General features: G+C 34.0%; 17 protein-coding genes. 8 read left to right on the plus strand and 9 right to left on the minus strand.

All coding sequences use genetic code 11. The annotated features are described in order from the left end of the window. The first annotated feature begins 119 nt into the window (after nucleotides 1–119). Nucleotides 120–323, plus strand: a complete 204-nt coding sequence (locus tag G7082_RS12410) for a CsbD family protein (RefSeq protein ID WP_166035362.1) — start codon at nucleotides 120–122, stop codon at nucleotides 321–323. A gap of 106 nt (nucleotides 324–429) precedes the next feature. Here the strand turns inward: G7082_RS12410 and G7082_RS12415 are convergent, their stop codons facing one another. Next, nucleotides 430–8,823, minus strand: a complete 8,394-nt coding sequence (locus tag G7082_RS12415; RefSeq protein ID WP_166035363.1) for a Cna B-type domain-containing protein — start codon at nucleotides 8,821–8,823, stop codon at nucleotides 430–432. Nucleotides 8,824–9,098: 275 nt separating this feature from the next. Between G7082_RS12415 and G7082_RS12420 the strand changes: the two genes are divergently transcribed. From G7082_RS12420 to G7082_RS12440, 5 genes are all read left to right on the plus strand, one after another. Then, nucleotides 9,099–9,479, plus strand: a complete 381-nt coding sequence (locus G7082_RS12420; RefSeq protein WP_166035364.1) for a PH domain-containing protein — start codon at nucleotides 9,099–9,101, stop codon at nucleotides 9,477–9,479. A gap of 112 nt (nucleotides 9,480–9,591) precedes the next feature. Then, nucleotides 9,592–10,107, plus strand: a complete 516-nt coding sequence (locus tag G7082_RS12425; RefSeq protein WP_202983108.1) for a GIY-YIG nuclease family protein — start codon at nucleotides 9,592–9,594, stop codon at nucleotides 10,105–10,107. Nucleotides 10,108–10,132: 25 nt separating this feature from the next. Beyond that, on the plus strand, nucleotides 10,133–10,411 hold the full coding sequence (locus G7082_RS12430) for a hypothetical protein (RefSeq protein ID WP_166035365.1): 279 nt from the start codon (nucleotides 10,133–10,135) through the stop codon (nucleotides 10,409–10,411). Nucleotides 10,412–10,505: 94 nt separating this feature from the next. After that, nucleotides 10,506–10,952 carry a DUF6978 family protein gene (locus tag G7082_RS12435; protein WP_166035366.1) on the plus strand — a complete coding sequence of 149 codons (447 nt, stop codon included), beginning with the start codon at nucleotides 10,506–10,508 and terminating at the stop codon, nucleotides 10,950–10,952. Between the two features lie 17 nt (nucleotides 10,953–10,969). After that, entirely contained in the window at nucleotides 10,970–11,767 is a 798-nt protein-coding gene (locus tag G7082_RS12440; RefSeq protein ID WP_166035367.1) for a DUF1828 domain-containing protein, read from the plus strand. A gap of 172 nt (nucleotides 11,768–11,939) precedes the next feature. Here G7082_RS12440 and lepA read toward each other — a convergent pair whose 3' ends face one another. Beyond that, complete coding sequence (gene lepA, locus G7082_RS12445) at nucleotides 11,940–13,778, minus strand: translation elongation factor 4 (RefSeq protein WP_166035368.1); 1,839 nt, start codon at nucleotides 13,776–13,778, stop codon at nucleotides 11,940–11,942. A 123-nt stretch (nucleotides 13,779–13,901) separates the two neighbouring features. Here lepA and G7082_RS12450 point away from each other — a divergent pair, with 123 nt between their 5' ends. Beyond that, nucleotides 13,902–15,125, plus strand: a complete 1,224-nt coding sequence (locus tag G7082_RS12450; RefSeq protein ID WP_166035369.1) for a GNAT family N-acetyltransferase — start codon at nucleotides 13,902–13,904, stop codon at nucleotides 15,123–15,125. Between the two features lie 86 nt (nucleotides 15,126–15,211). Here G7082_RS12450 and clpB read toward each other — a convergent pair whose 3' ends face one another. The 6 genes from clpB to menB all read right to left on the minus strand — a co-directional run bounded on the left by clpB (nucleotide 15,212) and on the right by menB (nucleotide 25,158). Then, nucleotides 15,212–17,812, minus strand: a complete 2,601-nt coding sequence (clpB, locus tag G7082_RS12455; protein WP_166035370.1) for an ATP-dependent chaperone ClpB — start codon at nucleotides 17,810–17,812, stop codon at nucleotides 15,212–15,214. 159 nt (nucleotides 17,813–17,971) lie between these two features. Beyond that, complete coding sequence (menC, locus tag G7082_RS12460; protein WP_166035371.1) at nucleotides 17,972–19,879, minus strand: o-succinylbenzoate synthase; 1,908 nt, start codon at nucleotides 19,877–19,879, stop codon at nucleotides 17,972–17,974. Continuing rightward, entirely contained in the window at nucleotides 19,873–21,594 is a 1,722-nt protein-coding gene (gene menD / locus G7082_RS12465) for a 2-succinyl-5-enolpyruvyl-6-hydroxy-3-cyclohexene-1-carboxylic-acid synthase (RefSeq protein ID WP_166035372.1), read from the minus strand. Before menD ends, menC begins: the two co-directional genes overlap by 7 nt. Beyond that, a complete protein-coding gene (locus tag G7082_RS12470; protein ID WP_166035373.1) occupies nucleotides 21,587–22,924 on the minus strand; it encodes an isochorismate synthase in 1,338 nt (445 codons plus the stop codon). Before G7082_RS12470 ends, menD begins: the two co-directional genes overlap by 8 nt. Further along, complete coding sequence (gene menE / locus G7082_RS12475; RefSeq protein ID WP_166035374.1) at nucleotides 22,925–24,328, minus strand: o-succinylbenzoate--CoA ligase; 1,404 nt, start codon at nucleotides 24,326–24,328, stop codon at nucleotides 22,925–22,927. It lies immediately after the preceding gene. 14 nt (nucleotides 24,329–24,342) lie between these two features. Beyond that, nucleotides 24,343–25,158, minus strand: coding sequence for a 1,4-dihydroxy-2-naphthoyl-CoA synthase (gene menB, locus G7082_RS12480; protein ID WP_166035375.1), 816 nt, complete (start codon nucleotides 25,156–25,158; stop codon nucleotides 24,343–24,345). A gap of 119 nt (nucleotides 25,159–25,277) precedes the next feature. Here menB and G7082_RS12485 point away from each other — a divergent pair, with 119 nt between their 5' ends. After that, nucleotides 25,278–25,646 carry a PaaI family thioesterase gene (locus G7082_RS12485; protein WP_166035377.1) on the plus strand — a complete coding sequence of 123 codons (369 nt, stop codon included), beginning with the start codon at nucleotides 25,278–25,280 and terminating at the stop codon, nucleotides 25,644–25,646. 27 nt (nucleotides 25,647–25,673) lie between these two features. Here G7082_RS12485 and G7082_RS12490 read toward each other — a convergent pair whose 3' ends face one another. After that, the gene (locus tag G7082_RS12490; RefSeq protein ID WP_166035379.1) at nucleotides 25,674–26,630 is read right to left on the minus strand and encodes a glycosyltransferase family 2 protein; all 957 of its coding nucleotides are present in this window, start codon (nucleotides 26,628–26,630) and stop codon (nucleotides 25,674–25,676) included. Nucleotides 26,631–26,663 lie beyond the last annotated feature (33 nt).

Here is a 26,663-nt window from a genome sequence, read left to right on the forward strand (position 1 = left end):
TTTATGAACCAAAGATATCATTATATATTTTGAAAACTATAAATCGTATCATTTGTACTCTTAAAGTCTTATATGTTAGAATTTGATTGTAATAGAAAGAATATCAAGGAGGTTTTTCTATGACTGATAAAGGTTTTACGGATAAAGTAAAAGGTAAGGCAAAAGAAGTAACCGGTGATATTACACATGACAAAGGTATGAAAGCTGAGGGTCTTGTTGATCAGGCAATTGGTAAAGCAAAAGAGGTAAAAGCGGATATTAAGGATGTTTCCGAGGAGTTAGCCGAAAAAGCCAAGGAAAAATTAGATAAGAATAAAGATTAGTTAAGTTAAAATTAATAGATTTATGAGGTTGACCAATTTGATGTCAGCCTCTATTTTTTTCAGAAAAACAAGCTAGAAAGCGAATAGTCACTTTCTAGCTTGTTTTTTAATATTCTTTTTTACTTCTTTTTCTTCTGGCAAAGAAAATACCACTACTTGTAATAAGTGTCAGTAAACCTAGATAAAACATTTCATTGTTTAAATTTTCCCCAGTTGCTGGGAATTGTTGCTTTTTATTCGTCGTTTTTTTCTGTGGTTCTATTTTGTTTATAGTTGTGACTGGTAATATCGAGATATCTTTATTACTTCGTGTATTTATGATATCAAAACGGTCATAAGTTGTCTCATATGTTGCTATTTTTTCTTGAGCAACAGAGTATTGGTATGTATCTAAACGTGAGTCATATTTCTTTAACTCTTTAAAGGTGTAATGCCATTGACCATCTTTATCTGGAGTTACATCGATTGATTCCATAAGTAAATTTATTCCAGAATTAGTCTGTTGATATAAATTAACTCTTACTTTTTCCGGTCGTTTACTTAGTTGTTTACTATCGTTTTTCCAGATGATATTACCAGAAACCTCTAATGTTTCTTTGTTTTGATAGGTGTTTCTAAAATTCGTTGTGTTTCTTTGATAAGTTATCTCAGTTTGATAATTTTTAATTTTTTCTTGTTCTACTCGGTACTCAATTTCATTACCTTCTTTATCATATTTTGGTAAATCATTAAAAGTATGTTTGTAGTTATTTTTTCGTGTTACTTCTATCTTTTCGATGGCTTGTTGATCATCATAAAGTGTCACTGATATTTTTTCAGGACGAGTGTTTAACTTATTACCTACATCTATCCATTCAAGTGCTACTTTCATTTCAGTCAATTCATTGTTACGATAGCGATTTGTGATGATATGTTGATTGTTTTGAGAGTGATATTTTTCTACAACTACTTGTTTTGTTGTGTAGTTGATTTCTTTGTTTGTTTCATCGTTTTTAACCAAATTTTTAAATTCAAATGCCCAAGTATCTGTTTGTTGAGCTGAAACAATTTTAGTATCAATTAATTTTTGATTAGCATAAAGTTCAATTGTTACAGCTTCAGGTCGAGTATTGAATTTATTATGGTAATCATCCCAAACAATCTCACCGTTGACTGTCGCTAACTCTTTTTCGGTTACTTCAAAAGTATTCGTAAAACTAAACCCATCGATTGCTGTCGTATAATCATCAGGTAGAGCCATTTGTTCTACTGTGTAAGTATAAGCTTTTCCTGCTGAATCAAATTTCTTTAATTCATCAAACGTATAGTTACTAGTATCTGAATCTGTAGAAATCTCTACCTCATCAACTTTTACACCGTTTTGTTTAAGAGTAAGTGCTAGTTTCTCAGGTCGAGTGTCGAACTTATTACTGTAGTCATTCCACGAAACGTTACCTTCTATCTTTGTCTTTTCTTCATTCACAAAAGTATTCGTAAAATTAAAACCGTCAGCTTTAACAGTGTATTCATTAGGCAGATTACTCTGTTCTACTGTATAAATATAAGCTTTACCTGCTGAATCAAATTTCTTCAACTCGTCAAATGCATAGTTACTAGTATCTGAATCTGTAGAGATTTCTTTCTCATCAACCTTCAATCCGTTCTGTTTAAGAGTCAGCTTTAATTTATCGGCACGAGTATCAAATTCATTATGATAATCATTCCACGAAACGTTACCTTCTACATTTGTCTTTTCTTCATTCACAAATGTATTCGTAAAATTAAAACCGTCAACTTTAACAGTGTACTTACTAGGTAGATTACTTTGTTCTACGGTATAAGAGTAAGTCTTACCTTCTGAATCAAATTTCTTCAATGCATCAAACGTATAGTTACTAGTATCTGAAGTTGTAGAGATTTCTTTCTCATCAATTTTCACTCCGTTTTGTTTAAGAGTCAGTTTTAATTTCTCAGGTCGAGTACCAAATTCATTATGATAATCATTCCACGAAACGTTACCTTCTATCTTTGTCTGCTCTTCATTCACAAATGTATTGATAAAATTAAAACCATCAACTTTAACAGTGTACTTGCTAGGTAGATTACTTTGTTCTACTGTATAAATATAAGCTTTACCTGCTGAATCAAATTTCTTCAACTCGTCAAATGCATAGTTACTAGTATCTGAATCTGTAGAGATTTCTTTCTCATCAACCTTCAATCCGTTCTGTTTAAGAGTCAGCTTTAATTTATCGGCACGAGTATCAAATTCATTACGATAATCATCCCAAGTGATGTTACCTTCTATTGTTATCTTTTCTTCATTCACAAAAGTATTGATAAAATTAAAACCATCAGCTTTAACAGTGTATTCATTAGGCAGATTACTCTGTTCTACTGTGTAAGTGTAAACTTTACCTTCTGAATCAAATTTCTTTAACTCATCAAACGTATAGTTACTAGTATCTGAAGTTGTATAGATTTCTTTTTCATCAACTTTTACACCGTTTTGCTTAAGAATCAGTTTTAATTTTTCAGGTCGAGTATTGAATTCATTGCTGTAGTCATTCCACGTAACCTTACCTTCTGCTTTTGTTTTTTCAGGATATGTATAAGTATTGATTATCAGGCTATCAGCGATACTTGTTTGATAGTTATCAATCGCTTCTTGCACAATTTCATAGTCATAAGCTTCTAGATAATCGTCATATTGTGGCAAATCATCAAAACTAAAATACCATTGATTATTTTGCTTATTTAAAGGAGCATTTACCTTTATCGTTTTAAAAGGATTATCAGATGTTGACTTACCATCACTATCTTTTTGAATAAGCATTAGTTGAACATGGTCTGGTCTACTAGAAAGAGCTTCATCACTATCAATCCAATTAATAGAGCCTGATAGATCAATGGTAGCAGTGTTAATGAATTTATTCTTAATCGTAAAAGAAGTTCCTGCCGTACTTAATTCATCCTTATTTAACAATTGATATTGAGCAACTTCTTTTTGTGAAATGGTGTATTCATACAACTCACCGTCACTATCGAATTTAGGTAAATCATTGAATTCAGCGTAATTATTCATTTCTTTGGTAATCGTGTTTTCTTGAAATTTCACTCCATTTTGATATAACACCACAGAGGTACTATCAGGTCTGAGGTTTAATTTATTTTCTTCATCATCCCAAGCAACATCAACTGTAACTGTTTCTTTATCAGTATTACGATAAGTATTCACAAATAAACTAGTATCATTAGAAATTTGCGTTAGTTGATAGTTGTTAGGAACCTTTTCGTCTACTTTATATTTTATGGTATTTCCTTGTTCATCGTATATAGGTAAATTAGTTATTTCATGGTACCATGTATCACTATCATCATTAGGGTTTTGAACAACTATTTGTTCATCAAGAACCTCGCCATTATTGTTTGATAGGACAAACGTGATTGATTCAGGACGAGTATTAAATTTATTGTGATAATCATCCCATTTTTTGGTAATTGTTAAAGACTTCGTTTCCAGATTTTTATACGTATTAGTGATTAAGACATTTTTACTCACATCGCCAAAATCTAATGCACTAAAATTATCAGGAAGCCATAGATAACTAGTTTGATAATCCATTAAAGTTGAAGTACCACTGTCTATATTTTCAATGGCACTATAACGGTAAGGAACACCAGTTGTATCATAACGTGGTAATTGACTAATTTTAAATGAAAACTCATCTCTACTTGTATCAGTCGTATCTAAGGTTAACGTTTTTAAGAAGCGTTCATTTTGAAAAAGATCAATCGCAATTTTATCAGGGCGTGTATCAAATTGATTATGGTAATCATCCCATTTTTTAGTCCCATTAATTTCAATGGTTGCTTGGTTAAGGTATTCAAAAGTAATATGTCTTTCATCTGTTGAAAGAGTTTTAGTATAACCTTTATTTAGGAACTCATCTTCATTTTCAACAACAACTTGATATGAATAGTTGTTGTTTGTTGTATCATCTGTATTTTTTTGACTTCCAAAAGAATAACCATAGTCGTTGTTTCTGTTTAAAGACAATGTTCGAGTCTGATCTGTTGGTTGATTGTCACGGTATAAACGTAAATTAATCGTCTCAGGGCGTGTTCCAAATTTGTTTTCATAATCTAAAATCGTCACAGTTCCTTCGATTTCAATTTCATCAGAAGTTCGGTAACTATTTTCAAATTTAAACCCTGTACTAGTCTGAAGCGGCCCTCGTGTTTGATAATCAGCAACTATTTCTTGTCTAGCTGAGTAAACATAAAGATTACCATTCTCATCATATTTGGGTAAATCCGCGACCGTTTTTTTCCATATATCGGTATTACCTTCTAGTTGTGTGGTCTTATCTGATAAGAGGCGATTATTTTGAAGAACTTCTACAGTGACATGACCAGGTCGTTTACCAGCAATTCCACCGTTGTCATCCCACATACTTTCAAGGGTTAAAGAGACTTTTTCAGTATTTAGATAGGTGTTTTTAATGATATCTCCTTTTAACTCTGAATGATACGGAGAGGTTTCAGGAAGCACTTCTTTAATGGTATAACGATACTCTTCTCCGAGACTATCATACTTAGGTAAATTTTCGAAGGTCGAGGACCAAATATTCTCTTGTTTAGAGCCTGACACTAACATGTCTTTTAAGTAAGCATCATTTTGATAAAGTTCCACTTTTACTGAATCTGGTCGAGTATCAAACTTATTAGAGTAATCATCCCACATTTTGGTAACTTGTTTTGACACTTGATCAGTATTTTTATATTGATAACTAACATTTAAAGGATTACTTACCTCAATTTCTTGCGTGTACTTATCGACTTCACCGAAGTAAACAGTATAGTTATATGGTGTGGCATTAGGATCATACTCTAACAAGTCATCAAAGGTATAATTCCATACATCCGTATTATTAGTTGGTACTATTTGTGTCTGTCCAGTTGGTTGATTATTACGAAACAAACTGATTTCAACATTTTCAGGACGTGTGAGGAACTTGTTTTGATAATCATCCCAAGTAATAGCGCCTTTAACTTCTCTTTTACCTTCATAAGTATTAGTAATCACAAAACCATCTTGACTAGATCCAGTTACTTCAGTTTTGAAATCTGGAATTGCTGTAGTTTCTAGTGAGTACTCAATCAATTCACCGTCTGATGTGAACTTTCTAACCTCTTCAAAGTTTCCATCAAAATTGTTTTCAGAAGTTAATGTCTTATCATAGGATAAATCATGATTGTTAGTTAGTGTTGCTAGTACGTCAGGTTTAGTCAGACTATTAGGTACGCCCTGCCATCTAACTTTGACTGGAACAACTGTCAGAATATCGGTATATTTTCGGTTAGTAATCGTCCTAATTTCAGTATCATCTTCGGTGACTCCGGTTTTCAAATTAATAGCTGTTTGATTTGAGGCATTTAACTGATAACCATCAGGGGCTTTTGTTTCAACCAATAAATAATGATCAAATGTCAATTCGTTGAAAAATATTTTACCATTACTGTTGGTTTTTCTAATATCAACTATCTTTTCAGGATCGATTTTATTGCCTCTATAGAGGGTAAATTCAGCATCTGGTAACATAATACTTGTGTCTAAGGCATCTGCTTTATTTACAATGACACGCCCTGTCTTTCCTTCAACACCACCACCTGTAGAAGGAACAACACCAGAAACACCTGTGGTAATGCGCTGTTCACTATCTTTAGAAATATTACTTCCAGAAATAGATAAATCATTACTCATGACAAAAGGCATCCCTAAGGAATTTGGTGGATAAATTGGATTGCTTGAAAAAAGTAACGTGACTTTATTATTAGAAAAATCTTTCAGAAAATTTATTTGAAAGGATCGTTCTGTGTAAATTAATTGGTAATCCTGACCTTCAATCAAGGGTCTATCTAAGCGAGAAATCGTATCGTGTTCCGTTAGTTTAATGGTATTTTTGATAACTTTCATATTTTGCCATTCATTATTAGTCAAACTAACATCTTGAATAGCTAATTCATTTAAATTAATCGTTGTTTTCCAATTAACTATATTGGTTACTGTATTATTGGTTCCTGTTTCATTTAAAAAAGTTGAACCATCAGATACTGGAACAACAGAGCCACTAAACTCTTGTAAATTAGTATAATCATCTTGATAGAAACCAGTCATGCCTACTTCTTTTATGCCATCAGGAATCATCTCACTAGTTGTCCTAAAGACGACACGACGTTGATAACTATTAGGTTTAAACTTAGCTGTAATTTCATTTGTTATCGCATTGTATTGACTGCTGGCGTTATAGTCGTTAGACCAGGTAGTTGATGAAGGTGAATAGGAATATTCTAATTTAACAGAATTTGGTACAAGTTCTAGACCTTCCGTTATTGGGATTTTTAGTTCGGCATTTTCAGCTAAATTTATTCTATTCTCATTAACATAAGCGCTCCACTCAATCTGATTCTTTTTTGGAAGGTATGTTCCAGTCATTTTTACTAATGGCGACTTTCTCTGATCAATTATTGAATACGTCGCTTTTTTAGGACTTGTCCCATTTTTTGCTGGAGAATAGTCATAATCTGCTGTATTTTTTAATTTTCTTTCTTGATCAACAAAGGCAACTTCGCTAATATCTGAGTTATATCTGATTTGATAAACAAACTTCCCAGCGTTTTCCAAGTGGAGATTAAATCCGTTTGTTTTTCCATCTGAACGTTTTTTTAAATCTAACGTATATTTATCAGGTGAAACTGCCGTAAAACTATTTGTATTACCTGTTGAACTTCTCTCAACAATGATTCCTTTATTTTCTTTAGATTCATCTAAAATAATATAACCTGAATCAAGTGTGTCTGTTATTTCTATTTTCTCTAATGTATCCACTTCTTGATAAGTTCTGGGTTCGTTAGCGATTATTGTCCAAGAAGCGACATCATCTTTTACAGTACCTCTTTTTTTAACGGTACTATCGATATTGCTTTTGGTTGGAGGTACTTTAACATATGCTAAGCTAGATTGCTTACCAGAGTCGATTCGATTACTCGCTAATTCAGCCTCACCACCTAGGTATTTTGTTTGGTACGTGATGACCACTTTTTCAGTAACATCCTGTTGAAATTTTATTTTAAACCCTTTATTAGTTGGTTCTAAGATGTGGGGCAAATTAGGGGTTAATTGAATACTTTCCTTAATAATCTCATGATTACTTCCTGAAATAGCATCTGTAATTACTGCTTCATCTTTAGGAATATGAACATTTTCAGGATTATAAACCGCTTCCCAAAACAAGGGTTGTCCACTTGCGTAAGGTTGGGTACTACTTTTTGTGATAAGTGTAGCTCCTTGAACATTAACTTTCTGTATGTCGCTAACAGGTTTACTACCTGTAAATCTAACGGTTGAACTGATGTCACTTATCACTCCAAAAGAAAGTGTTGTCTTTGTATAAATAATATAAGTTTCTTTTGAACCAGCAGGAAACTTAATATTCCCTTGACTGTCTTTAACAAGTGTCACAGGTTCTTTTTCAATTATTTTAGAGCCATCTATAGAAATATCTGCTGTGTATGCCTTGATAATATCCAATTGTTTTAGATTGGTACCATCAAGTGTTTGTTTTAGAGTGGCACGCGTTAAATCTTCTTGGAGAGGATTTACAATAATTTTCCAGCTTAAGGATGTATAATGATTATTCTCTATTTTTTGATCAATAAATTGATGCGAAACTTGGGCTTGATTTGATTTGACGTACACAAAACCACTCTCTATAGACGGAGGTACCTGTGTAAAAGGAACTTCATGTTTTCCTGGGAAATCTCCTGAGTCTCCTTGAATTTGAAGCATGGCATAGATAGAGCCTCTAATCCCATTCAAATTTTCATTCGCCTTAAAAAAACTAATTTTAGCATGCCCTGATTCACTGATAATAATCGTTCCGTGAGTTTCTCCTGATTGATCTTTTAGAGGTTGTGATTTTCCTACAGAATTATCAATATACAGTTTAACAAGATCTGTTTTAGGCAAATCAAACTCGAAATAATCTCCCTCTTGAATATTTAAGTAAAGTTCTTCCGGGATATCAAAATCATAAGTAGCGTTGATTTTATCACCTACAGAAATCGGAGTAAGTTCTGTTCCTGAATTTGAAATTTCAGCATTTTTTAGAATGGTTGGCTTACCAACTTTATCTAAAGAAAGTTTATCTTTTCCGGTTAACGTTGTAATGTCTTGCGTTTCTCTGCGTTCATTTTGTTCACTAGCAGACTTTAGCTCTGATCTTGTTTCTGTGGTCTCTTGTTCTTTTATTTCTTCGGTTATTTTTGGTTCGGATATAGAAGATGATTCTGTTGAGCTTACGAGGGAATCATCTGTTTGCTTCTTTGTTTCTTGGATTATGTCTGTTTCCGCTACTCCTTCCCCAAATGCTATAATAGTACTGACTGATAATGAAAGATTAGTAACAATTCCCATCAAAAGCACCAACAGTAAAAATAAACTTTTACCTTTTTTCACTTCAAGTCCCCCTTTTTTATTTTTTGTAAAAAACGACGAATAAATGATTTTTGTGATGCAACTATAAATGCTTTATCTGAAAATGGTTTCTAATTATATCTATCGGTATTTTTAATCATTTTCTTAATGTTTTCTAATAAAATAAACTGAAATTTGTTGATTTGACTTATGATTAAAATACAGTCATAATGTTAAAATGATAGTTATTATTAATACTAATTTTATCATAAATGTATTCAACACATAAATTTAAATCAATAGAAATGAGGAATTTTATGGGATTATTTGATGGCTTAATGGGAAATGCAAGTCAAGTGAAACATTCGGAAGTTGAAAGAGAATTAGAGACAGTTTTAATTCCTGGAGAAACGATTGATCTTGCTTTTAAATTAGTGAGAGATTTAATTGTTTTTACAGACTCACGCTTAATTATTGTTGATAAACAAGGGATGACTGGAAAAAAATGTTCTTATAAATCAATTCCTTACCGTAGTATTTCAAGGTTTAGCGTTGAAACATCAGGACATTTTGATTTAGATGCTGAACTTAAAATTTGGATTTCAAGTGGTGTTGAACCAGCTGAAGCTCTACAATTTAGAAAAGATAAAAATATTACTGCGGTTCAACAAGCACTTGCTATGGCGGTTTTAAAGTAATTTATTAATATTAAAAACATTATTTTGATGGAGAAATCTGTTGAGATGGTGTTTTTTATTTGGTTATCGTATATTATTAAGTGAAAGAATAGAATTATAGGAGTTGGATAAAATGGAAATTTTTAAAACAATTTTTTCAAATACTGAGTTAATGAAAATTTTGGGAATAACATTTTTGATTGGTTTATCTTTACATGTGTTAAAGTTTACTATCCAAATAAAGCAAGCACGAAAAATAAATCGAACAATTCACAGTTTAGCTAATAACTCTTTGGAATTAACACCTAAAGAGTACTTAGAATTAAGAAATAAAAAATTATATGGTGAAAAAGCACGACATGCTAATACTCAAAATTTTTCTGGTGTCTACATCCTTCATAATATAAGTAAGGATTTAATTTATGTTGGACAAAGTATTAAAGTGTTAGATCGAATTGGCAATCATTTTAAAGGTAATGGCAATGGAGATGTCTATGCTGATTATAAATATGGAGATGAATTTAAGATTCGAACTATTTCATTAGACTTAAGTCCGTATGATAATTTAAATGACTTAGAAAGACATGCGATTAAAGTGTTTGGGGCTTATGAGAAAGGATATAATAAAAATCGTGGGAATAAAAGATAACTATCCTTAAGGAGGGAATTTGTTTTTGAAAAAGAAACTAATTTGTACAGCACTGATCATTGTGATTGCCCTATTTATGTTTATTCATACTAACTCTAATCGGTCTTTAAGGTTTACAGTAATGCTTCATGGATTCCCTAAAGAGGCACTTCATTCAAAAATTAACTATTCTTTTAAAGATGGAGAGAATACAAAATATTACTTTTTAGATCCCACACCCGTTAGTTCGGCAACTGGACCTACAAATGCTTGGGAAGTTAAAAAGGTCGGTATTTTTTATTTTTCTAGTTATTTTGGCGCTTAAGAAATAGTATTTTTCATTCGTATAATTATTGGTAACTTTCGAATATTAATAGTAAGAATATCTTGGAACTATTCATTTTTTAAGGAGGTTAACAATGGATTTAGATAACTTAAGTGATAATGAGGTTAAAAACCTGATTAAGTCTTTAAAAAATCCGACTAGATTATTTGCGATTGAAGATATTAACGCACAGATCTCCACTATGTTTGGAAATATTGATATTGATAAAACTATGATTGGTGTTATTGATAATATTGAGTACACGCTTCATATTTTTCGTGGTAAACGGGAAGCAAATCGATATAGTATCAATTTAAGATTTACAAATAAGTATCATCAATTGATTCGACTTGATATTGGCTCTAACCACACTAACCCAGATAATACGCAAATTATTGGTGATCACATACATTTTTATAGTAATAAATTTCCTAAAAGAGACTGCGTAGCATATCCTATAAACGTAACAGATTTTCCAAATGTCTCAAATATAATAGATGCGTTTAACCAATTTACGTTGTATACTAACATCATTGAATAAACGAGGAGGCAAGAACTATGAGCCAACTTCTAGATCTAAAAAAGCAGTACTCTGACTGGATAATGGATAGTATGAATTACACACAATTAGATAAGGATATTATACGAATCGATACGCCTTTTTTGGATAATGATTTTGACCATATTGTTTTGTACGTAGAGTTTTTGAAAAATAATCAAGTTCTCATTACAGATGATGGTTATACATTAGCTAATTTAAAAAATTTAGGGTTTAAAATTAGCAATCAAACAAAAAAAAGAAAGACCATCTTGACAGATATTTGTGATGATTATGGAATTGAATTTGATAGTAAGGAAAATGAACTATTTATTAAATCCAATATTGATAAATTTCCTATCTCTAAACATCGACTATTACAAGCAATACTAAAAATAAACGATTTGTTTTTATTGAGACCAAATTATGAGCCTAACTCTACTTTTGAAACTGTCTCAAAGGCTTTAGATGAAGAAAATATTTTTTATTCTACTAAATTCCCAGCAATCGGAAAAAGAGGAATTACTTTCGTTTTTGATTTCTCGATCCCTACTCGCTCTAAAAAGGATAAACTCATTAGAATCATTAACTCGCCTAACGATTTGAATTATTCTAAAGTTTTAAGCATGGATGTCAGTATGTTACAAGGTAATAAAGACGCTGATTATTTCGCTATTCTAGATGATTTAAATCATGAGCTAAAAAACTATGCTGAAGTCGAATCTGTTTATGAAGAAGTAAAAGAACAGTATAATATCAAAATCCATCCAATTAAGATGTCTCAGTTAGATCAAAAAATTGAATTGTTGAGAAATTAGCTGCTGTTAAGTGGCTTTTTTTGATAAAAAAAGCATGTGAATTCATATAAATTGGTTGATATATGAAGAAGAATGTATAAAAAACTTCCGACATTCCCCATCATTTGATTTCAAATGTGGGAAGAATGTCGGAAGAATCAGTCATATTTAATTTTAGAACTTTAACAAACCCTTATTTCTTCTTACCTTCGTCGTCATCCATCTTAAGAACTGCCATGAAGGCTTCTTGTGGAACTTCAACTGAGCCGATTTGTTTCATACGTTTCTTACCATCTTTTTGTTTCTCAAGAAGTTTACGTTTACGTGAGATATCCCCACCGTAACACTTAGCAAGTACGTTTTTACGTAGGGCTTTAATATCCGTACGAGCCACAATTTTTGTTCCAATCGCTGCTTGGATTGGGACTTCGAATTGTTGTCTTGGAATTAATTTCTTCAATTTATCAACGATGGCTTTACCACGTTCATATGAGAAGTCTTTATGGACGATAAAGCTTAAAGCATCCACGTTCTCTGCGTTAAGAAGGATATCCATCTTAACAAGGTTACTTGTACGGTAGCCGATTAATTCATAATCAAGTGAGGCATAGCCTTTTGTTCCTGATTTTAATTTATCAAAGAAATCAAAGACAATTTCTGATAACGGAATATTATAAACCACATTAACTCGGTACTCATCTAAGTAATCCATAGTCACAAATTCCCCACGTTTCCGTTGAGAAATTTCCATAACAGCCCCAACATATTCATTAGGAACCATGATTTGTGCTTTAACAAATGGCTCTTCAACGTTATCAATCATACTTGGCTCTGGGAAATCAGCTGGGTTATCAACGATGATTTTTTCGCCATTTGTTTTGTTTACATGATAAATTACAGATGGTGCGGTTGTAATTAAATCTAAGTTAAACTCGCGCTCTAAACGCTCTTGGATAACGTCCATGTGGAGTAATCCTAAGAACCCACAACGGAAACCAAAGCCGAGTGCTTGTGATGTTTCAGCTTCGAATTCTAAAGCTGAATCGTTTAGTTGTAATCTTTCTAATGCTTCTCTTAAATCAGTGTATTTTGACGTATCGATTGGATAAAGACCGCAATACACCATTGGATTCATTTTACGATATCCTTTTAATGGTTCACTTGCAGGATTATTTGCCAGTGTGACAGTATCCCCTACTTGTGTGTCTTGGATATTTTTAATGCTGGCTGTGATGTAACCAACGTCACCTACCATTAGGAAATCACGAGCAATTGTTTTAGGTGAGAAAATCCCCACTTCTGTTACTTCGTATTCTTTCCCATTTTGCATTAATTGAATAACATCTCCAGGTTTAACCACGCCGTCCATCACACGAACGTTTAAAACCACGCCGCGATATGAATCATAAACTGAGTCAAAAATTAATGCTTTTAAAGGTGCTTCTAAATCTCCATCTGGAGCGGGAACATTTTCAACGATTTGTTCTAAAATTTCTTCGATACCAATCCCTGCTTTCGCACTCGCAAGTACAGCATCTGTAGCGTCAATTCCGATAACTTCTTCGATTTCTCCGCGAACTCTTTCAGGATCTGCTGCTGGTAAATCAATTTTATTAATAACTGGTAAAATTTCTAAATCATTGTCCACTGCTAAATAAACGTTAGCTAGTGTTTGGGCTTCAATTCCTTGAGCCGCATCAACCACTAAGACTGCACCTTCACAAGCCGCTAAGCTTCGAGATACTTCGTACGTGAAATCCACGTGTCCCGGTGTATCGATTAAGTGAAAAATATACTCGTTTCCATCTTTCGCATTGTATGTTAGTTCCACGGCATTCAATTTAATTGTGATCCCGCGTTCTCTTTCTAAATCCATTGAATCTAATAATTGATCTTGCATTTCACGGTCAGATACAGTATCTGTATGTTGTAAAATACGGTCGGCCAAAGTGGATTTACCATGGTCAATATGTGCTATGATGGAGAAATTACGAATAGATTCTTGCCTTTTTTTCATCTCATTCAAATTCATATATATCTCCTACTTTCTTTTCAATCAGCATTTTTAATTATACCAAGCTTTAAGCAGTTTTTAAAGTATTTTAGGAAGGAGTTTGATATAATAATTAGGAAAACAATTTTAGGAGCCTAAAAAATGGATAAAAAAGAAATCAAAGATTCATTAATTTTAAAAAAAGTAGAATTAAAACATATTAAACAGTTCAATGAGTTACTTCGTTATGTTTTTCAAGTCACAGATTCTGATATTGAAGAAGGTGGCTACGAGGATGAATCTGAAATCATTCGTGCTAAGCGCCCTGTTCTTCGTGAAGCCGATGTGTACGGGTGGTTTACTCAGGAAGATCGCTTGATTTCTCAACTGGCAATTTACCCTTGTGAGGTGAATATTCATGACTCTGTTTATAAAATGGCTGGTGTGACAGGCGTTGGGACATATCCAGAATACTCTAATTTTGGGTTAATGAGTGATTTAATCGGTTTAGGGCTTAATAAAATGCGTGAAAATGAGCAATGGATTTCATACCTATATCCATATAGTATTCCCTACTACCGTCGTAAGGGTTGGGAAATCATGTCAGATAAAGTCACTTTTGAAATCAAAGATACCCAATTACCTAAACGTGTGGATGTTCCTGGTTATGTGGAACGTGAAGACATTCATCATGAGGATGTTTTTACAGTCTACGATAAATTTGCTGAGGACAATCACGGGGCGATGATTAGACAAGATTTAAACTGGGAAGAATATTGGCGTTGGGAAAATGAAGTAGAACGAACTGCCGCAATTTACTATAATAGAGAAGGCGAGCCTCAAGGCGTTTGTTTCTACTGGATTGCTGAGGAAATTTTCCATATTAAAGAAATGTTTTACTTAAATCAAGAAGCACGTCACGGTTTATGGAACTTTGTTTCTGCTCATTTTTCTATGGTTGAGTTAGTTCAAGGTGAAACTTATAAGAATGAACCAATTGCCTTTTTATTTGATGATAGTGAGATTAAAGAAACGATCGAGCCTTATTTTATGGCACGTATCGTTGATGTGGAACGATTTATTGAATCGTATCCGTTCATCACAACAGGAAAACCATTCCACTTTGTTGTCGAAGATCCGATTGCTGAATGGAACAATCGCGTCTTTGGTTTGATTTGGGATGAAAATGACGATTTGACAATTACAGAAGAGCCAATTGGAAATCCGGTTCATATCGATGTTCAAACCATGGCAGCTTTATTTATGAGCTATAAACGACCTTCTTATCTTTACAGAATTGAGCGCTTAAAAACAGATAAAGAAACCCTAAGGACTTTAGAAAGAATTATTCCTGATCAAGAAGCTTATTTCAGTGATTACTTCTGATTAGGTATGCCAAAATGGAATAGCAAACACATAAAAACACGTTGTACAAAGTGCGTTAAACCGCTACTTGTACAACGTGTTCATTTTTATTCTACGGATTCTTTAGAAAATTCTAATTGGTTGTCAACCAACTCAATCAAAACTTTTGTTTTAGGCGGTATTTTTCCACCCACGATTTCTTTGGCTAAAGGTGTTTCCACTTCTTTGGTTAAGAAACGTTTGATTGGTCGTGCCCCGTAAATTGGATCATAAGCTTGTTCAGCAATCCATGTTTTAGCAGTATCTGACATGTCCAAGAATATTTCTTGATGTTCCAAGCGTTTTGTTAATTGACTAATCATTTTCACGATAATTTCTTTCACGTTTCCTAAACTCAAAGGCGTGAATAAAATCGTATCATCAATTCTATTTAAAAACTCAGGTTTAAAGTGAGCTTTTAACATGGTCATGACTGCTTCACTTGTTTCATCTGAAATTTGTCCCTCTTCAGAAACCCCTTCAAGAAGAAGTTGTGAACCGATGTTACTTGTCATAATTAATACCGTATTTTTAAAATCAACCACGCGCCCCTTAGAATCTGTCAAACGACCATCATCCAAAACTTGTAGTAAAATATTAAACACATCTGGATGAGCTTTTTCGATTTCATCAAGGAGTACAATCGTATAAGGACTTCTTCTCACAGCTTCGGTTAATTGACCACCCTCTTCATAGCCCACATAACCAGGAGGCGCTCCAACGAGACGTGACACACTGTGTTTTTCCATGTACTCACTCATATCAATCCGCACCATGTGTTCTTCTGAATCAAAAAGGTTTTCAGCTAAAGATTTAGCTAACTCTGTTTTACCCACACCAGTTGGTCCGAGGAATAAAAATGAGCCAAGTGGACGATTTGGGTCTTGAAGTCCAGCACGTGAACGGATAACAGCATCTGAAACAGCATCCACTGCTTCATCTTGACCAATCACACGCTCATGAAGAGTTTCGTTTAGGCGTAAGATTTTTTCTCTTTCACCTTCTTCTAATTTAGACACAGGAATACCTGTCAATCGTCCTACAACTGTAGCGATTTCTTTATCCGTTACCACTTCTTGAACCATCTTACTGTCATTATTGCCTTCTTTTTCTTCCAATTCTTTTAATTCATCTTGTAATTTTGGAATGGTTCCATGTCTTAAAACAGCTGCTTCTTCTAGATCATAGTTACTTTCAGCATTTTCAAGCTGTGTTTTAGCAGCATCGATTTCAGTTCGTTTTTTATTGACACGATCGACTTCTTCTTTTTCTGTTTCCCACTGCATTTTTAAGCTGTTGGTTTCTTCTCTTAATTCTGACAATTCTTCTTGAAGGAGTGATAACCGTTTTTTACTTGCGTCATCCTCTTCTTTTTTAAGAGCAGCTTCTTCGATTTCTAACTGCATCAATCGCCTTGTAACTTGATCAAGCTCTGTGGGCATTGAGTTCATCTCAACACGAATGGTCGCACACGCCTCATCTACTAAATCGATAGCTTTATCTGGTAAATAACGATCTGTGATATAGCGATTAGAAAGAGTCGTCGCAGCAACTAAGGCATTATCATGAATATTGACACCATGATGAATTTCAAAACGTTCTTTCAATCCACGTAGAATACTAATAGTGTCCTCAACAGTTGGTTCTTTAACGAGTACTTTTTGGAAACGACGTTCTAAGGCTTTGTCTTTTTCCATATACTCACGATATTCATCTAAGGTTGTCGCACCAATACAGTGAAGCTCACCACGCGCTAACATTGGTTTAAGTAAATTTCCAGCGTCCATACTACCTTCTGTTTTACCAGCACCCACGATGGTGTGAATTTCGTCAATGAAAAGAATAATTTGACCATCGCTTTTCTTCACTTCTTTAAGTACTGCTTTTAGTCGCTCTTCGAATTCCCCTCTGAATTTTGCACCAGCAATCAAAGCGCCCATATCAAGTGAGAAAATTGTTTTATCTTTCAAGTTTTCTGGTACATCTTTTTTAACAATTCGTTGTGCTAGTCCTTCGATAATCGCGGTTTTACCCACACCAGGCTCCCCAATTAAAACAGGGTTATTTTTGGTTTTTCTTGATAAAATACGAATCACGTCACGAATTTCTTCGTCACGTCCAATAATCGGATCTTGTTTACCACTTTTTACGGCTTCAATCATATTGGTTGCGTATTTTTCTAATGATTCATATTGTTCTTCTTGGTTTTGAGAAGTCACGCGATCCCCTCCTCTAATGTCTAATATTTTTTCGTTTAACTTTTCTTCTGTTATTTGTTGGCTGACTAAGTATTTAGTCAAGGCATGATTTTTTAGTTTCATTAAAGCCGCTACAACGACTTCTGTTGAAAGAAAATCATCTCCTAACTTTTCTCTTATTTTATCGGCTTCTTGTAATAAATTAAATAAGTTTTGACTTAGGTTTTGTCCATATTGAACGTTACTCCCACTAACTTGTGGTAATTTATCAATTTCTTGGTCAATTTCATGTTCGAATAATTCAACGTTTAAGCCTAATCCACTATAAAGATTTCTAGCAAAGTGGTTAGGTTGTAAGAATATTTTCCACAAATGGACAATGTCGATGCTTTGTTGTTGTCTGACCATCGCTATTTTTTGTGCTTCAGCAATGGCTTCTTGTAAGGTTGTTGTCATTTTTTCAATGTTCATTGTCATTCCTCCTCTTACTCATGATTATATTTTACTCTCTTGGTCAAAAAAGGTCAAACAATATGCTAAGAGATTAACTTAAAATATATAAAAAAAGCACTACCTAATAACCATATATGTAAAACATGATGTATTAAGTAATGCTATATTGTTTAATCACTATAAATATTTCTTCTTCTTGACCCTTGTCTCTTTTAAACAAACACCGATACCTACTTCATTCGAGGCTTTCATCTTTCCATTATTTAAGCTAAAGGATTGAGTGATAACATCTTCCACATAATAACGATCAGAAGCTGATAAATCTCCTGGTAATGTAAAAGCTGAATGGTTTGCCAAAATAAGATTTAAACTACGTCCTACGCCAGATTCCAACATACCACCCAACCAGATGGATAGTTGATTATCCTTAGCGTATTCCAGTATCTCAAGGGCTTCGGTTAGACCACCTACTCGAGGAATTTTTAAATTAATACTTTGGCAACTCCTTATTGAATGAGCTAATTTCACATCATTTAGAGAACGAATATTTTCATCTAAGCAGATGGGAGTGTTGATTTCTTTTTGTAGGAGTGAGTGCTCATAGAAATCACTAGCGCCTAAAGGTTGTTCAATCATGGCTAATCGATAGTTGTCCAGTTGCTTTAGGAGATCTATATCAGATAAATGATAACCAGAATTAGCATCCACCATAATCGTTAAATCAGGATAGACTTCTCTTATTTTTTTGATATAGGATAGGTCTTTTCCTTTACTAATCTTGAGCTTAATTCGAGAGTAACCTTGATTAACGTAATCCGTCACAATATTTAAAAGAGTCTCTTCATCCTTTTGAATACCTAAACTAACCCCAACTGTAATCTCTTCATTAATTAAGCCAATATACTCAGATAAAGACAATTCATTCACCTTCGCAAAAAGATCCCAGATAGCTGTTTCTATCGCTGATTTTGCCATTTGATTTCCTTTGACTGGTGAAAAAAGATCTCTAACTTGTCTGGGTGAATACAAAACTTGTCCCGCAATTAATGGCACTAAGTCAGTTTTAATGAGATGACGATCATTGGATAAAGTTTCCTCAATGTAGTCTGGGGTTTCAAAACTAAGGAGTTCTCCGTATCCTTGAATCCCACCTGTAGATGTCACAACAAAAATATCAGTTTTTTTACGTGTCAGTTCACCGTAACTTGTTTTAAAAGGTGTCACCAATTCTAAATCATGCTCATACGCTTCAATGTTTTGAATCTGAATTGTTTTACCTTCAATCATAGCGTGTAAAATATCAAAAAAGTATTCAGGTGCTTCTAAATGAGCACAATGTCCCACATTTTTGATAATCACTAAATTAACCTGTTTAAGGTCTGTTAATGTCTGACCAATTTGCGTATACTTTTCATCTAGACTTCCTGCTATAAAGGTTGTAGGGACTGTATTAAATAAATCTGTTTCTAAAAAATTTAGTTGGTGAGCAACTGATCCATGAACAAGTGAAAGAGCCATTGTTTCAGAATTTTGTTGTTTTTTGCAAGTTACTTCAGCCATTATTTTTTTATCTGAGATTAGTTTTTGACTAGCAAATAAAGGTAGATTTTGCCACATCTCAACAAAACTGACCATACCTTCATGTTTAAGTTTTTGAGCTAACTTTTGATCACTTTCTTTTCTAAGAGTTTTTTCTTCCTCTTCTTTGAGACCTGTCCCAGCACTTTCCAAAAACAAATGTTTTACTCGATTTGGATAATGATAAGCATAGGTTTGTGCCAATCGACCACCAAAAGAATAACCTAGCAAGTAAATGTCAGTTAATGCCATCTTGATAAAAACTTCTTCTAAAGCCTCCGACATGTTAGTTAAAACATAATCCACGCTGTTATTAGAAAGTTCTGATTCCCCGTGCCCCATTAGGTCGATACCAATTATATTCCATTGACTATGTTCCTTTAAAAAATCAAAAGTCGCATGTGTTCCCATAAAGCCGTGTAGACAAACTAAGGTTTTAGCGTTCTTTTTGGGTTTTGTTAAATAATGGCAGGCATAAGAACCAAATTTAGTTTTGATGGTTAACATAATATGTCTACCGTTAACTTCGAAGATATTAATTGGTTTATTTCTTTTCGCTTCGCTGTTTCTTCTTCTCTATTTGTTAAAATTTCAACGATTCTTAATTTAGGTTCTCCCATAATTTTAGGCAACAGACACTTCCATTCTGAGAGTGATTGGATTTTATGGTAATCACAGCTGAAACCTTGTGCTAAAGCTTCTATATTTAAGCTTTGAGGGGTTCCAAATAACGGTTCGAAGGTTTCTTTTGGCAACTGACCTTGAGGTAACATGGAGAAAATTCCCCCACCATCGTTATTGATAACAAAAATGGTTAAAGGTAATGATTCCTTTTTTCCAAGGGCTAGCCCATTTAAACTATGAAAAAAAGATAAATCTCCAATGATTAATCCATTCCAACACTCTTTACTTGCTGCGGTCATTCCAAAAGCAGAGGATAGAATGCCGTCAATCCCGTTAATACCGCGAGTCCCAAATAATCTACTAGTTTGTGGTATTGCTTCAAGAACAGTGTCTGTATCTCTAATCGGCATACTATTCGAAATAAATAATTGACTCTTATTAGGTAAATTATTTAGAATATCAGCTGTTATCCGTGTTTCAGAATAATCAGTCAAAAGATTGGTTTGATGTAGAATCTGACTAACTTTTTCATCTAATTCTTTCCACTGCTTCAACCAATTGTTTGGTGCTAATTCTTCAACTTGACATAAACTTGCTTCAATAAAAGCATTCTTATTAGATTCTATTACTAAATCACACTGATGAGAGTAATCTTGAATCAAACCCGTGTCGTCTACTATGTAGTAATGTCCTTCAAAATTTTGTAGAAAGAGATTGGTATCTTTTGACAAAAGAGCACGACCTAAGCGGATAATAACTTTGGGTTGTAGGTCTTCTTTTAATTCCAAATGTTTCATAAGTAAATCATGATGATTGATGATGACAGACGATTTTACGCCACTTGTTTTTAGATTGGCTAGGCTGTCACTAAAAATCGGCCAACCTAGTTTTTCTGCTAAAGCAACTAATTTTTCTACATCAACTAATTCTGTGGTTTCTCCTAATAAGAAGATTCCTTTTTCTTCATTGAATCCCTCTTTTAACGTTTTTGGGAATTCTTGAACAACTTTTATTCCTTTGACTCTTTGTTTTCTTTTAAGAACGGGTGTCTCTACTTCTAGATTCGGAATTAACGGTTCTCGAAAAGGGAAATTTGCATGAACTGGACCCATTGGAATACTCTCTGCTCGTGAAACTAATTGAAATGTTTGAGCATAGCTATACTGAAGCATACGAGGAGTTTCCTCTGCTACGGGAAACTCCATAGAAAATTTAACTTTATCACCATATAAATGGACTTGCTCCATAGTTTGAGGTGCTCCCACGTGTCTCAGCTCCTGTGGTCGATCAGTTGTTAAGATGATTAATGGAATTTGACTTTCTTTTGCTTCACAAATAGCTGGAAAGTAGTTGGCTGCTGCTGTACCTGATGTGCAGACACAAACAACAGGTTTCTTTTTAGTTTTTGAGAGACCTAAAGCAAAAAAACTAGCTGAACGTTCATCTACATCCATGTAGACTTTAAAATCCTCATCGTTTTCAAAAAGTAAGGCCAAAGGTGTCGATCGTGATCCTGGTGAAAGAACCACATCAACTACGCCGCTATCTTTAAATCCCTCAATACTCGCTTTTAAAAATTTTGTCATTGTGTCACTCATTTATCTCATCTCCTAAGGCTCGTAACATGGGTTGAAATTTGACTTTTGTTTCTTCTCTCTCTAATTCTGGAATCGAGGCTTCCACAATGCCGCAGCCTGCATACAAAATTGCCGTATTTCCTGTAATAATTCCTGATCTAATACCAACAACCATCTCCCCAGTATCTTCCACAATATTTCGCCAACCAAGTGGACCACCATATAAACCACGGGCGTAATATTCATGTTCTCTTATCCATTTTGTTGCTTCTTCTTTAGGTAAGCCGCCTAAAGCAGGTGAAGGATGTAACTCTTTAATCCCATCTAAAAATGAGATTCCAGATTTTCTTTGACCTCGAATTGGTAAAAATAAATGCTGAATGTCTCTATTTTTAAGTAAGGATACAGGAATATTATCTTCAAGAGAAGTCGTTAGTTGGCTCATCTCTTCTTGTAACCACTTCACCACATAATGATGTTCCATCACATTCTTTTGATCATTTAAAAGCTCTGTTCCTAATTTAAAATCTTCTTCAGCATTCTTCCCCCGTTTAATAGAACCTGCCACACAAACAGTCGCAAATTCTTCCTTTGTTGCTTGCAAAAGTCGCTCTGGAGTTGCTCCTATAAAGTACGTTTGATTTTTCGCTACAACAAAACGGTAAGTATCAGGTTGTTCTCTTCTAAGTTTCTTTAACACATCAATTGGTTGGATATTTTTTTCAGTGGTTACTTTTAACTGTCGAGCCAAAACAATTTTATCTAGTGTTTCAGACTCTTTCAAATGTGCCACACAATCAGACACAGTTTTTAGCCATTCAGACACTTTTAATTCTTCCTTCATCAGGATATTAGTAGGAAGACTATTAACTGTATTTTCTATTTCAAAAAAGACGTTTAGCTCCTTCATATTTTCTACCCAGACATCTCTTAAATCATCATTAGATTTAACTACTATATTTATCGTTACCCACTGTTTCAAGTGTTTTTCAGTTCTAATGATCTTTGGTAAATAAGAAACTGATTGATCAAGGTTACCCCAATTCGCTGTATTGTTAGTTTTTTCATCAAAAAGACCTGACGATAATTCAACAGGACCAGTCATAGCAACAGTTGCATTGGTTAAAATACTTGAAAAAGTTTCTACTATTTCTCCTATTCCATAAATAGAACTCTGGTCCACAGCCTTTTCAAAATAAAAATGTTCGTTATAATACCCAGAGGTTCGTTCGTAATCTGAAATGAGAGAGCTTGCTTCAATCGGAAATACCCAGCTGATTAAAGTAGGCTCTCCTATTTTTTTGTTTTTTAACTCTTCTGGTAATTTAAAATTTATTAAGTCTTTATTCATTTATTTTAACTCTTTCATCAAGTGATTTTTATTAATTTTCCCTGACGTCGTTCGAGGTAGTTCCGAAACAACGTGCCACTCTTTAGGTAATTTATATTTAGCTAATTTAGCTTGCCCGTAACTGTTAAGGTCTTCTTCTGAAAGTTCAGTCACCACAAAAGCAATGGGAATAGCTCCCCATTTAGAGTCGTTTTTCCCGATAACTGCGATTTCTTTTATTTTTGGATGAGCTAAATAAACTTGCTCAATTTCAGCAGGATAGATGTTTTCCCCACCTGAGATTATTAATTCTTTCAAACGGCTTTTTACATATAAATAACCGTCTTGATCAAGATAACCTAAATCCCCAGTTTTAAACCAACCCTCTTTGGTCCAAGAATCTGTTTCTCTTAAGTAACTTGTAATAACTTGAGGTCCCTTCAACCAAATTTCACCCACATTATTTTTAGGGTTGGCAATTTTTATTGAAAGGCCTTCTAATGGTAAACCAGATGAGCCAATTTTACTGTAAGCATCCTTTTCACTGAGGGCAATTACTTGGGAACATGTTTCTGTCATACCAAAAGATTGGACCACTGAAATATTGTTTTTCTGGCAGTTTTCAATTAAGTGAGTCGGAACACTCCCTCCACCAACAAGCATTAATCGAAATGATTTAGAATAGCCATTTTCAGGATAAATAGCCATTAATCTTTCCAACGTCATTGAAACCACTGAAACAATGGTGATCTTACCTTTTTTAAGTTCACAGGTTAACTCCTCTTCATCAAAAGTGGTCATCAGGTTAATCGTCAAGCCTAGTATAAGACTCCGACAAACTATAGATAATCCACTAATATGAATGAGAGGTGTTGGCGCTGCCCACTCATCTGAGGAACTTAAATTTAAATTTTTCTTCGTCGCTAAACAATTAGCATAATGATTATCAAAGGTTTGGATGACGCCTTTTGGATGACCTGTCGTGCCTGAAGTGAACATAATTGAAGCGACATTAGTCTTTTCTAAAAGATTAGTTGCAGGATCATCCAGAGATTTTATCTTATTAAGATCGTTAAAATCAATAAATTCAATGGCAGTCAATTTTTCTCGCTGTTCACTGTCTCCAATGACAATTTGCGTGTTCGCTTCTTTTAGTTGATATTCCAACTCATTTTTTGTCAGTCTAAAATTAAGAAAAACGATTTCTCGATGTATTTCCCACAAAGCTAAAATAGTTAAGTACATCTCTAAGGAATTTTTACCGATTAAACCTATTCTTCTTTCGTTACCTACTAGGGTAAGCAGTTTCTTTTTCTTTATCTTAACCAAGTCGTAAACTTCAGAAAAGGTATAGGATACGCCTTTAAAGCGAATCGCTATACCTTCTCCATTCTCAACCACTTGATTTTGTAACCAAGTTTGCATAATTAGCCTTCTTTTTAAGGGAATTTAGGGAATTGATCAAAGTCAGGTTGACGTTTTTCTTTAAACGCGTCACGCCCTTCTTGAGCTTCTTCCATTGTGTAATATAAAAGTGTTGAGTCTCCTGCTAGTTGTTGAATACCAGCTAAGCCATCAGTATCAGCGTTAAAGGCAGCTTTTAACATACGTAAAGCGAGTGGTGATTTTTGTAAAATCTCTTCACACCAACTAATTGTTTCTTCTTCTACTTTATCTAAAGGAACAACGGTATTAATCCATCCCATGTCTAAGGCTTCTTGGGCTGAATATTGACGACACGTAAACCAAACTTCCTTGGCTTTTTTGTGCCCGATATTACGAGCTAAGTAACCCGCACCGTAACCACCATCAAAACTACCCACATTAGGACCAGTTTGACCAAATTTAGCGTTATCAGCAGCAATCGTTAAATCACAAACTAATTGAAGCACGTTTCCACCACCAATTGACCATCCTTTAACCATGGCAATAACTGGTTTTGGAATCACACGAATTAAGCGTTGTAAGTCTAAAACGTTTAATCTAGGAATATTATCTTCACCAACGTAACCACCATTCCCACGAACTTTTTGATCCCCACCAGAACAAAAGGCTAAATCGCCCTCTCCCGTTAGAATAATTACACCAATACTTTGATCGTCACGACTGATTGTAAAGGCATCAATCATCTCAAAAACTGTTTTTGGTGTAAATGCGTTGTGAACATGCGGTCTATTAATACTTATTTTAGCAATTTTTCCAAGTCTTGAAAAAATAATCTCATCGTATTCTTTAATTGTTTCCCATTGGTTCATTTCTTAATTCCCCCTTAAAATTGTACTATCCCATTATACATTGTTTTCATCATTTTCATAAGAATTTTGTTTATGGTTTTTAAATCTTATGCTATACTCCAAAAAAGAGGTGAATCCTAGTGAACTTATTAGATTATTTAAATATTCAGATAGAAGAAGAAAACAAAGAACAAGTTATTTTAACGATGATCGTTGAGGATTGTCACAAACAACCCTACGGCGTTCTTCATGGCGGTATTAACGGCGTTCTGATAGAAACGGCAACTAGTATGGCAGCCATGCAGAATAAGCCTTCTGAGACGGATTATGTGGTAGGAATTGATTTACAAGTCAATCATTTAAAGCCTGTAACAAGCGGCTCTCTAAGAACGATTGCCACACCGAATCACATTGGACGAACCACTCAGGTTTGGGAAGCTGTTGTGTTAGATGAGAATGAAAAGAAAGTTGCGGTAGGTAGGTGTACTTTGTTAAATAAAAAGTCGTAAAACAAAATTTTGTTTTACGACTTTTTGCTATTGTTCTTTAGAGATTGACTCACTTTTCTCTTTCAAAATATAAATTGGTCTCTTTTTAGTTTCTAAGAAAGTTTTCCCTAAATATTGCCCCACGATACCTAGACAGAACAATTGTAAGCCTCCTAAAGCTAAAATAATACAAACCATAGATGGCCAACCACTAGTTGAATCCCCATAAATAGCTGCACGAATGAAGAAAAATATTAAGGCGGCACTTGCGGCAATAAAAGAAAACAGGCCAACAAAAGCTGATAGAACTAAAGGAAAGACTGAAAAAGCAATAATTCCATCTAAAGAATATTTAAATAATTGCCAAAATGACCAAGAAGTATCGCCTTCTGTGCGTTCAATATTTTCGTATTCAAGATAATAAGTATTAAAACCCACCCAACTGAATAAACCTTTAGAAAATCGATTATATTCCTTAAGTTCTAAAATCGCATCCACCATAGGGCGTTTCATTAATCTGAAATCCCGTGCCCCGTCCACAATATTAACATCTGATATTTTGTTAATCACTCGGTAAAAACTTTTAGCAAAGAAAGACCTGATTTTAGGCTCGCCCTCCCTTGTCACTCTTCTTGTTCCAATGCAGTCATAGTCTTCATTTTCTTCGAGTAACTCAAACATCTTTGGAAGTAGTGACGGTGGGTCTTGTAAGTCCACATCCATTACAGTGATATATTCCCCTTTGGCATAGTTCAAACCAGCGTAAAGAGCTGCTTCCTTTCCAAAATTTCTCGAAAAAGATAAGTATTTGACTTGTTCTGGATCTTTTTTTTCTAATTCTCTTAAGACTGTTAAAGTTTTATCTTTTGAGCCATCATTAATAAATATAAATTCAAAATTAATTTGAGGAATCTCCTGCTTAACCTTTAAAACTTCCTCATAAAACGTATGGATTGTTTGTTCTTCGTTGTAACAAGGAACAACAATTGATAGTAAGTTAGACATAGACTAACTCCTTTCTAAAAATACAACTTATGT

This window comes from Vagococcus hydrophili (assembly GCF_011304195.1).
In the GTDB taxonomy this organism is placed as follows: domain Bacteria; phylum Bacillota; class Bacilli; order Lactobacillales; family Vagococcaceae; genus Vagococcus; species Vagococcus hydrophili.

Excerpts from the sequence above, each read along its gene's own strand:
- menB (WP_166035375.1), bottom strand. The coding sequence starts at position 25,158 with ATGAACCAATGGGAAACAATTAAAGAATACGATGAGATTATTTTTTCA.
- menE (WP_166035374.1), bottom strand. The coding sequence starts at position 24,328 with ATGCAAACTTGGTTACAAAATCAAGTGGTTGAGAATGGAGAAGGTATA.
- menD (WP_166035372.1), bottom strand. The coding sequence starts at position 21,594 with ATGAGTGACACAATGACAAAATTTTTAAAAGCGAGTATTGAGGGATTT.
- G7082_RS12490 (WP_166035379.1), bottom strand. The coding sequence starts at position 26,630 with ATGTCTAACTTACTATCAATTGTTGTTCCTTGTTACAACGAAGAACAA.
- G7082_RS12440 (WP_166035367.1), top strand. The coding sequence starts at position 10,970 with ATGAGCCAACTTCTAGATCTAAAAAAGCAGTACTCTGACTGGATAATG.
- G7082_RS12450 (WP_166035369.1), top strand. The coding sequence starts at position 13,902 with ATGGATAAAAAAGAAATCAAAGATTCATTAATTTTAAAAAAAGTAGAA.
- G7082_RS12435 (WP_166035366.1), top strand. The coding sequence starts at position 10,506 with ATGGATTTAGATAACTTAAGTGATAATGAGGTTAAAAACCTGATTAAG.
- menC (WP_166035371.1), bottom strand. The coding sequence starts at position 19,879 with ATGTTAACCATCAAAACTAAATTTGGTTCTTATGCCTGCCATTATTTA.
- lepA (WP_166035368.1), bottom strand. The coding sequence starts at position 13,778 with ATGAATTTGAATGAGATGAAAAAAAGGCAAGAATCTATTCGTAATTTC.
- G7082_RS12410 (WP_166035362.1), top strand. The coding sequence starts at position 120 with ATGACTGATAAAGGTTTTACGGATAAAGTAAAAGGTAAGGCAAAAGAA.
- G7082_RS12470 (WP_166035373.1), bottom strand. The coding sequence starts at position 22,924 with ATGAATAAAGACTTAATAAATTTTAAATTACCAGAAGAGTTAAAAAAC.
- clpB (WP_166035370.1), bottom strand. The coding sequence starts at position 17,812 with ATGAACATTGAAAAAATGACAACAACCTTACAAGAAGCCATTGCTGAA.
- G7082_RS12425 (WP_202983108.1), top strand. The coding sequence starts at position 9,592 with ATGGAAATTTTTAAAACAATTTTTTCAAATACTGAGTTAATGAAAATT.
- G7082_RS12420 (WP_166035364.1), top strand. The coding sequence starts at position 9,099 with ATGGGATTATTTGATGGCTTAATGGGAAATGCAAGTCAAGTGAAACAT.